Here is an 8456-nt window from a genome sequence, read left to right as displayed (position 1 = left end):
CGCAGACTTTTGACTTACGGGGAATGCAAAAACGCATCTCCTGGCAGATAATCTGTTGAAGGGAGATAATAGACAAAGGAGACATGTTGGAGGCATCATCGGAAAAGAACTCGTTAAATGAACTGTTTTAAACAGCCTACGTCCTCATCGACTCAATCATTAAAAAGTTTGTAAGGATGAAGAAAATCAGCAAAATCAAGTTTATGCTTTATTAACGAGAAGTTTTCTATAGGGGTGCTGAGTAGTTACTTCTATAGGGGTGCTGAGTAGTTACTAATAATTATTCTTTGAAAATTCCATTATCGGATAGGAAACAGACTATTTTGTATTTGAAAGATGCCATTGTTAGTATGACTGATGAGCCGTTGCGTATTGAAATGGGGAAAAGAAATTATGAAATTGGGCAGCAACTGACCTGGGAAGAAAGAGGCAAGGAAATCGTGTCATTATTCAATCATTATTTGCACCTATGAACTTGGAAAAGATAGTGTATGGGCGACAGTGCGATAGATTTTTTCGTATCACGAATGCAGAAGGGAAAATGTGGTTACTTCCATTGCGCAACATCCGTATGGCGATGGAACTATACCAGCCAAGTGGTTATAGAGGGAAAATCCTCAAATGTCTTTTACCATTGCTCTCTTATGTGCAATTTTTGTCTCGATATTGTCATGCAGAACTTACAGAAGCATCGATTGAAGATAGTCTGTTAAAGGTGTTTCAAAGAGTTTTTGCAAACAAAAAAATAGAATACTCGATATTTTTTGGGTCTCCGGGACCTCGACAGAAAATTACAATTCAGATTTATAATGAAAATACTATTTTAGGGTATGCAAAAATCTCTGACAATCTAGATGTTGTTAGCAGTTTCTATCAAGAGATGAGCTTTTTACAGTTTCTTTCTGAAAAGGGAATAAAAAACATACCGTCAATATTATTTTGTGAAAAACTAGATGACTATTTTGTGTTTATTCAAACAACTTGCAAGACAATTCATTCAACTGTTTTTCACAAAATTACACCTTTTCATATTGATTTTGCAAAAGAGATATATGAAAAGACTAAGACCAAGATTCCTTTTGTGGAAACAGGATTGTATAATGATCTCCGTTATTTGGAATCAATACTCGATAATATTGCCACAAATGATCGAGAGATCTTGAGAAATGGTATTAATAGTATTGTTACATATTATCGTGGTGATGTGGAATTTGGAGCAATACATGGAGATTTTACTCCCTGGAATTCGTATTTTGAGAGCGGAGAACTTTTTACATTTGATTATGAGTACGGTGCTATGGGGTATCCAGCCTATATGGACATCATTCATTTCGAACTTCAAATAGATATTTTGGTCAAAAACTTGACAATAGAAGAGGCTTTTGTGGATTTACAAAATGTTGGACTTAAAATTCCCGTTAGAGACATCAAACCATTGGTGATTTCTTATCTCTTAAGAGTGTTTTCATTGTACTCACGTCTCTTTTGCGGTAATTTTTCTCCACAAGACAGATCATATAAAATGTGGATTGGTTTAATAGATAAATATAATAAATCATGAACGACCTAAAGGTATTAAATTGCGCTTATTCATTTATGGATAACTATGCGCAACATGCAGGACTGTCAATTTTGTCCCTATTTGACAATAATATAGAGGCAGATGAAATCAATGTGTATATACTGGACAATAATATCTGTGAAGATAACAAGACGAGGCTAAATTCGATTGCTAAGCAATATAACAGAAACATTATTTTCATCGATTTGGCTCAATTGACTTCTAAGATGAATGTTGAAACTCATTTTTGCAGGAGTACATATGGAAAGCTGTTTCTTGCCCAGATTAAAGAGGTTGACTTGATGCTTACATTTGATTGTGACACCATTGTGACTGGTTCGTTGCTTGAGCTTTTAAATATAGATATGCAAGACGCACTTGTGGCTGGTGTACAAGATACTGTAAATCCTTATTTTGTATATAAAATAGGACTATCGAATGATGACAGATATATCAATTGTGGTGGCGTTATACTCCTAAACCTAAAATTGTGGAGAGAATTAGATATTGAGAATAAATGTATTGATTATGTAATTTCTTATAGAGGTAATCCTCCTTTTGTCGATCAAGGAACAGTGAATCATGTTTGCAGGGATAGAAAAAAAATACTGCCTCCTGAGTATAATCTCATTAATCCTATGTTTATGTTTCCTGTGGAAAAAATTAAGCGCTTATTCCGAATGAAAACATATTATTCACAAAATGAGATAGAAAATGCAAAGAAAAAACCTAAAGTGATTCATTTTACCGGAGAATTGTTTAATCGGCCATGGTTCTTGAATTGTTCTCATCCTATGAAACAAATTTATTTAGATTATTTGGCTAAGTCTCCATGGAAAAACTATGAACTTGTTTACAAACAAGTCTCAAAGAATTGTAGGATTCAGAATTGGATCTATTATCATTGTCCATTTTATATTTATGAATTAATGATTCGCTTTATACATTTACGTCATCTATTACAGAATAGGGTAATGTAAGATAATCAAAATTCCGATATTGCCATATACTCTATAAAAGAAATAATGAATCACATTGTCTGTTTTCATCTTTTCAACGACTATAGCGGTAGTCCGAAAGTGTTGAAGGGGGTGCTGGAAGGCTTACTGGAAAAAGGTTATCCGGTGGATTTGGTGACCTCAGGAGGTGGCGTGCTGGATGAACTGATTGGGAAGCCTGGTTTTCGGAAGCATGGCTATCGTTATCGTTTTTCCACGAACCCCATTGTGACGATGTGCCGATATACGGCAGTACAGGTGTATGCTTTCTTGGTGGCCTTGCGATGGCTCTTCGAGAAGGATGTGGTGTTTTACATCAATACGTTGCTGCCTGTGGGACCCGCATTAGCCGGACGGCTGATGGGTAAACGGGTAGTGTATCATTATCATGAGAATGCCTTCATCAAGAGTGCTTTCTACGAGGGGTTGGCTTGGATGATGCAACGATTGGCACATGAGATCATTTGTGTGTCGGGGTATCAAGCCTCCTTTCTCTCTACAAAGAAAAAGGTAACTGTGATTCCTAACACGTTGCCAAAGGATTTTGTCGAGAAATTACATCCTGACCCAAAAGCAGCTTTCCGCCAAAAGACGGTTTTGATGCTCTCCTCTCTCAAAGGCTATAAGGGCACAAAGGAATTTATTGAGTTATCTCAGCGTCTGCCTCAATACCGATTTATCATCGTGATAAACGATAGGCAGGAGAACATAGATGCTTATCTGCAGGAGAATCAGTTGCCTGTTGCATCACAACGTAACCTGAAGGTGTTTCCTCGACAAAATGATGTGACGGGTTTCTATGGACAATCGTCTATCGTATTGAATTTGTCAGACAAGAATCGGTTTATTGAGACCTTTGGCTTGACGGCTCTGGAGGCCATGCGTGCCGGCTTGCCTGTCATTGTTCCTACGGTGGGAGGTATTGCGGAAATGGTGGATGACGGTGTGAATGGATATAAGATTGATGCGAAAGACTTGGAACTGATAGAGAAGCGCATACATGAAATGCTGTCAGACAAACAAAACTATATCGGAATGGCCAACAATGCACTGAAAAAAGCAAGGCTTTTCTGTGCAAAGAACATGATTTCTGCCATAGAAACGCTTCTGCAGAATGGCATACGGTAAACCAATAGAATACAAAAAACAATAATTATTAAACAATGAAACGGATTGCAATAGTTGGCACACAGGGAGTGCCTGCTCAATACGGTGGATTTGAGACACTGGTGGAAAACCTGATTGGAGTGAACTGTAGTTATAACATCAAATACACCGTGTTCTGTTCGGCAAAGGATTATGATGACAGACGAAAGACATTCAAGGGGGCCAAACTGAAATATATCCCTCTATTCCACGCCAACGGTGCACAAAGCATTTTCTACGATATATTGTCGCTGATGTGCTGCATCATAGGTTTTGACACTGTGCTTGTTCTGGGTGTTTCAGGGGGTGTTTTCCTGCCCTTTTTCCGTTTGTTTTTCCATAAGAAACTGATTGTCAACATTGACGGTTTGGAACATACCCGTGCCAAATGGGGAGGATTTGCCAAATGGTATCTCAGACAGAGCGAAAAGCTGGTGGTGAGGTGCGCTGATATCGTTATTGCCGACAACAAAGTGATACAGCGATATGTTGAAGAAAAATATGGGAAAAGTCCTGAACTGATAGCCTACGGTGGAGACCATGTGCTGCGCAATGTGTCGGAGGAGAAACAAAGCAGCATATTGAACAAGTATATGCTCGACAAAAAAGGATATGCCTTGTCGATATGCCGCATAGAGCCTGAAAACAAATGCGACATCACATTGCAGGCCTTTGCCGAAAGCGGTATGCCGCTGGTGTTTATCGGCAACTGGAACCACAGCAGCTACAGCAAGAACTTGAGGTTCAAATATGGCATGATACACAATATCCGTATTTTAGACAGTATCTACGACCTTGACGTGCTCTATACTCTGCGCAAAAACTGCCGCTTGTATGTCCATGGGCATAGTGCGGGCGGCACCAATCCTTCATTGGTGGAGGCCATGTTCTTCGGATGCCCCATACTGGCCTACGGAGTGGAATACAACAGAGAAACCACCTTCAACATGGCTCACTACTACCTTGATGCCGAACAATTGAAAGAACTCTGCATGAACGTAAAGCAAAATGATGGTGACTTGACCAATCTGACTTACCATCACTACCCATGGAAAAACATCATCAAACAATATGAAGCCCTCTTTTAAAAGGTAGCAAAGCATTATATAATAATAAAATGATTGGAAGAAATGACAAAAGAGAATAAAAGAATGGTGGTGATGGGAGGTAGTTTCAATCCACCCACCCGTGGTGTTGGCACCAGCAATTCTTCCTTGTTTTGCGAAACAAATGAATGGCTTGGGAAACACGCTCCTGATTTTTGGGAAACACGCTCCTGATTTTTGGGAAACACGCTCCTGATTTTGGTCTCTTATTCTGCATTTGGAACAGGCAGAATATGCACAAAAACTAAGGGCAAGTACCTGTTTACCAGATACTTGCCCTTTATATAACTAATTTTCAGCACGTTTCGATTATTCTTCGACGGCGGCCTGCGCCGCAGCCAAACGTGCGATAGGCACGCGGAATGGAGAGCATGAAGCATAGTTCATGCCAACCTTAGCGCAGAACTTAACTGATGATGGCTCACCACCGTGCTCACCGCAGATACCAGTGCGGAGGTTAGGACGGGTAGCACGACCATTCTCTACTGCCATCTTGATGAGCTGACCAACACCCTCCTGGTCGAGAACCTGGAATGGGTCAACCTTCAAGATCTTCTTCTCCATGTATGCAGGGAGGAATGAAGCGATGTCGTCACGAGAATAACCGAAGGTCATCTGTGTCAAGTCGTTAGTACCGAATGAGAAGTACTGAGCCTCCTCTGCAATCTGACCTGCAGTAAGGGCAGCACGAGGAATCTCAATCATTGTACCAATCTCGAACTCAACCTCTACGCCGTACTCAGCGAATACCTCCTTAGAAGTAGCGAGGATGATAGCCTTCTGCTGCTTGAGCTCCTGAACAGTACCGATGAGCGGAACCATGATCTCTGGACATGGGTTGAAACCTTCCTTCTTCAACTCGCAAGCTGCACCGAGGATGGCGCGAGTCTGCATAGCTGTAATCTCAGGGAATGTGATACCGAGACGGCAACCACGATGACCGAGCATTGGGTTATTCTCTGCCAGAGAGTTCACACGCTTCTTGATTTCCTCAACGCTTACACCCATCTCCTTAGCCATAGTCTCCTGACCAGCCAAATCGTGTGGTACGAACTCGTGGAGAGGTGGGTCGAGCAAGCGGATGTTCACGTGGCAGCCATCCATAGCCTTCAAGATTCCGTAGAAGTCAGCCTTCTGATATGGGAGGAGCTTGGCAAGAGCCTTCTCGCGACCCTCAACAGAGTCTGCCAGAATCATCTCACGCATCGCAACAATCTTCTGATCATCGAAGAACATGTGCTCTGTACGTGTCAAACCGATACCCTTGGCACCGAATGCACGAGCTACCTCAGCATCGTGTGGAGTATCTGCATTGGTACGGATCTCCATCTTTGTATACTTGTCGCAGAGGTCCATCAGCTCCTTGAAGTCGCCTGAAAGTTCTGCAGCCTTTGTCTCAATCTGTCCTGCATAAACCTGACCTGTAGTTCCGTTCAGAGAGATGTAATCACCCTCCTTGTAAACTACGCCCTCAATCTCAACAGTCTTTGACTTGTAGTCAACGTTGATAGAGCCAGCACCAGATACACAGCACTTACCCATACCACGAGCCACAACGGCAGCGTGAGAAGTCATACCACCACGAGCGGTAAGGATACCCTCGGCAGCTGACATACCAGCGAGGTCTTCAGGAGATGTCTCGATACGAACCATGATCACCTTCTTGCCGTCCTCATGCCACTCCTGAGCATCGTCTGCATGGAATACGATCTGACCGCAGGCAGCACCTGGAGATGCAGGGAGACCCTGTGTGATGACCTTAGCCTTAGAGAGAGCCAGCTTATCGAATACCGGGTGCAAAAGCTCATCGAGCTTCTGAGGCTCACAGCGGAGGATAGCAGTCTTCTCGTCAATCATACCCTCGTGGAGGAGATCCATGGCAATCTTCACCATAGCGGTACCTGTACGCTTACCGTTACGTGTCTGGAGGAACCAGAGCTTACCTTCCTGTACGGTGAACTCCATGTCCTGCATATCGTGATAGTGGTGCTCCAGCTTATCCTGGAGAGCGTCGAGCTCCTTGTAAAGCTCAGGCATAGCCTCTTCCATAGAAGGATACTTAGCAACGCGCTCCTCCTCAGAGATACCGGCACGCTCAGCCCAGCGCTGAGAACCAATCTTTGTAATCTGCTGTGGAGTACGGATACCGGCTACCACGTCCTCACCCTGTGCATTGATAAGATACTCACCATTGAAGAGATTCTCACCATTACCAGCGTCACGTGAGAAGCAAACACCTGTAGCAGATGTATCGCCCATGTTACCGAATACCATCGCCATGACAGAAACAGCAGTACCCCACTCATCAGGAATACCTTCCATCTTACGGTAGAGGATAGCGCGCTCGTTCATCCAAGAACGGAACACAGCGCAGATAGCGCCCCAGAGCTGATCGATAGGATTGGTAGGGAAATCCTGACCGGTCTGCTCCTTGATAGCAGCCTTGAAGAGTTCAACGAGCTTCTTGAGTGACTCTACAGAGAGGTCCTTGTCAAGAGTAACGCCCTGCTCTTCCTTCACCTTTTCGATGATAGCCTCGAATGGGTCGATATCTTCCTTGTTAACAGGCTTCAATCCCATAACAACGTCACCGTACATCTGTACGAAACGGCGATATGAATCGTATACGAAATGAGGATTACCGGTCTTCTTGACCAATCCCTCAGCAACTTCGTCATTCAAACCGAGGTTGAGGATAGTATCCATCATACCTGGCATAGAAGCGCGTGCACCAGAACGCACGGAAACGAGGAGAGGGTTCTCAACAGAACCGAACTTGCTGTTCATCAAAGCCTCTGTATGAGCCACAGCAGCCATTACTTCATCCTGAAGAAGTTCCTTGATTTTTTCCTCACCTACCTCATAGTATTCATTGCATGTGTCTGTTGTGATAGTGAAACCTGGAGGAACAGGTACACCAATAAGATTCATCTCAGCGAGGTTAGCACCCTTACCGCCAAGCACTTCACGCATCTTCGCATTTCCTTCGGCCTTTCCATTACCGAATGTATAAACTCTTTTTTCGTTCATATTTTTATAGGTTCAAAAATATTATATTATTCTAGCTATTATCAATTCTTTGTTGATGATGCAAATATACGACATTATTTTGAAACTACCAAACTTTTATAATCTTTTTTGCTATCCCGAGATTACATTTTAAACTGTTGTCGCACACACGGGGATTTTTTTAACAATCCACCACAAGGAAGCGGAAAAAGTAACAAAAATGTAAGATGGAAAAGTGAAGCCAGGAGGATGAAAATGCGATACGAGGGGGATGAAAATGCGTGGCGAGGAGGATGAAAATGCGTGGCGATGCAGGGATGGCAACGTCGGGACGCAGAAGAGATTACGTCGCCACGCAGTTGGCGCTACGTCGGGACGCAGTTTAAAGGTAAAAGGGTAAAAAGGTAAAAAAGAATTTTAAGGGTAAAAGGGTAAAAGGGTAAAAAGGTAAAAAAGAATTTTAAAGGTAAAAGGATTGTGAGACGATAACAAAAGTTACAAAAGTAACAGGTAACTTCTGATATACCTAAAACCCGCAACTATCATCCAATACACGATTAAGGGTAGATTTATGAGTCGTTAGTAGCAGCTTTCAGTAAAAAGCAACAGCACAACATCAATATGTAGCCAACATCC

At 42.5% G+C, this 8456-nt stretch carries 5 protein-coding genes; 4 read left to right on the top strand and 1 reads right to left on the bottom strand.

Annotated elements, in window-relative coordinates; translation table 11 throughout:
• Positions 1-475 precede the first annotated feature (475 nt).
• The 4 genes from ACTQ53_RS16720 to ACTQ53_RS16705 are packed head-to-tail and all read left to right on the top strand — an operon-like array spanning position 476 to position 4793.
• Positions 476-1561 (top strand): hypothetical protein, encoded by a 1086-nt coding sequence (locus ACTQ53_RS16720; RefSeq protein ID WP_441934364.1) that lies wholly within the window; start codon positions 476-478, stop codon positions 1559-1561.
• Positions 1558-2541: a glycosyltransferase family 8 protein gene (locus tag ACTQ53_RS16715; RefSeq protein WP_441934362.1), complete on the top strand. Its 984-nt coding sequence runs from the start codon at positions 1558-1560 to the stop codon at positions 2539-2541. The genes ACTQ53_RS16720 and ACTQ53_RS16715 overlap by 4 nt, the downstream gene beginning before the upstream one ends.
• Before the next feature lie 45 nt (positions 2542-2586).
• Complete coding sequence (locus ACTQ53_RS16710) at positions 2587-3687, top strand: glycosyltransferase family 4 protein (protein ID WP_441934360.1); 1101 nt, start codon at positions 2587-2589, stop codon at positions 3685-3687.
• Between the two features lie 35 nt (positions 3688-3722).
• Positions 3723-4793, top strand: a complete 1071-nt coding sequence (locus tag ACTQ53_RS16705) for a DUF1972 domain-containing protein (protein WP_441934358.1) — start codon at positions 3723-3725, stop codon at positions 4791-4793.
• A gap of 327 nt (positions 4794-5120) precedes the next feature.
• Here ACTQ53_RS16705 and ppdK read toward each other — a convergent pair whose 3' ends face one another.
• Positions 5121-7841, bottom strand: a complete 2721-nt coding sequence (gene ppdK, locus ACTQ53_RS16700) for a pyruvate, phosphate dikinase (protein ID WP_294968445.1) — start codon at positions 7839-7841, stop codon at positions 5121-5123.
• Between the last annotated feature and the right edge of the window lie 615 nt (positions 7842-8456).

Origin of the sequence: Prevotella sp. Sow4_E9_plate (genome assembly GCF_052116205.1) — a bacterium.
In the GTDB taxonomy this organism is placed as follows: Bacteria; Bacteroidota; Bacteroidia; order Bacteroidales; family Bacteroidaceae; genus Prevotella.
Note: the sequence above shows the minus strand (reverse complement) of the source record. Positions and strands in the feature narration are given on the sequence as shown.

Bases quoted from the DNA above. Each gene is read 5' to 3' on its own strand.
- ACTQ53_RS16715 (WP_441934362.1), top strand. From the start codon at position 1,558: ATGAACGACCTAAAGGTATTAAATTGCGCTTATTCATTTATGGATAAC.
- ACTQ53_RS16710 (WP_441934360.1), top strand. From the start codon at position 2,587: ATGAATCACATTGTCTGTTTTCATCTTTTCAACGACTATAGCGGTAGT.
- ACTQ53_RS16705 (WP_441934358.1), top strand. From the start codon at position 3,723: ATGAAACGGATTGCAATAGTTGGCACACAGGGAGTGCCTGCTCAATAC.
- ppdK (WP_294968445.1), bottom strand. From the start codon at position 7,841: ATGAACGAAAAAAGAGTTTATACATTCGGTAATGGAAAGGCCGAAGGA.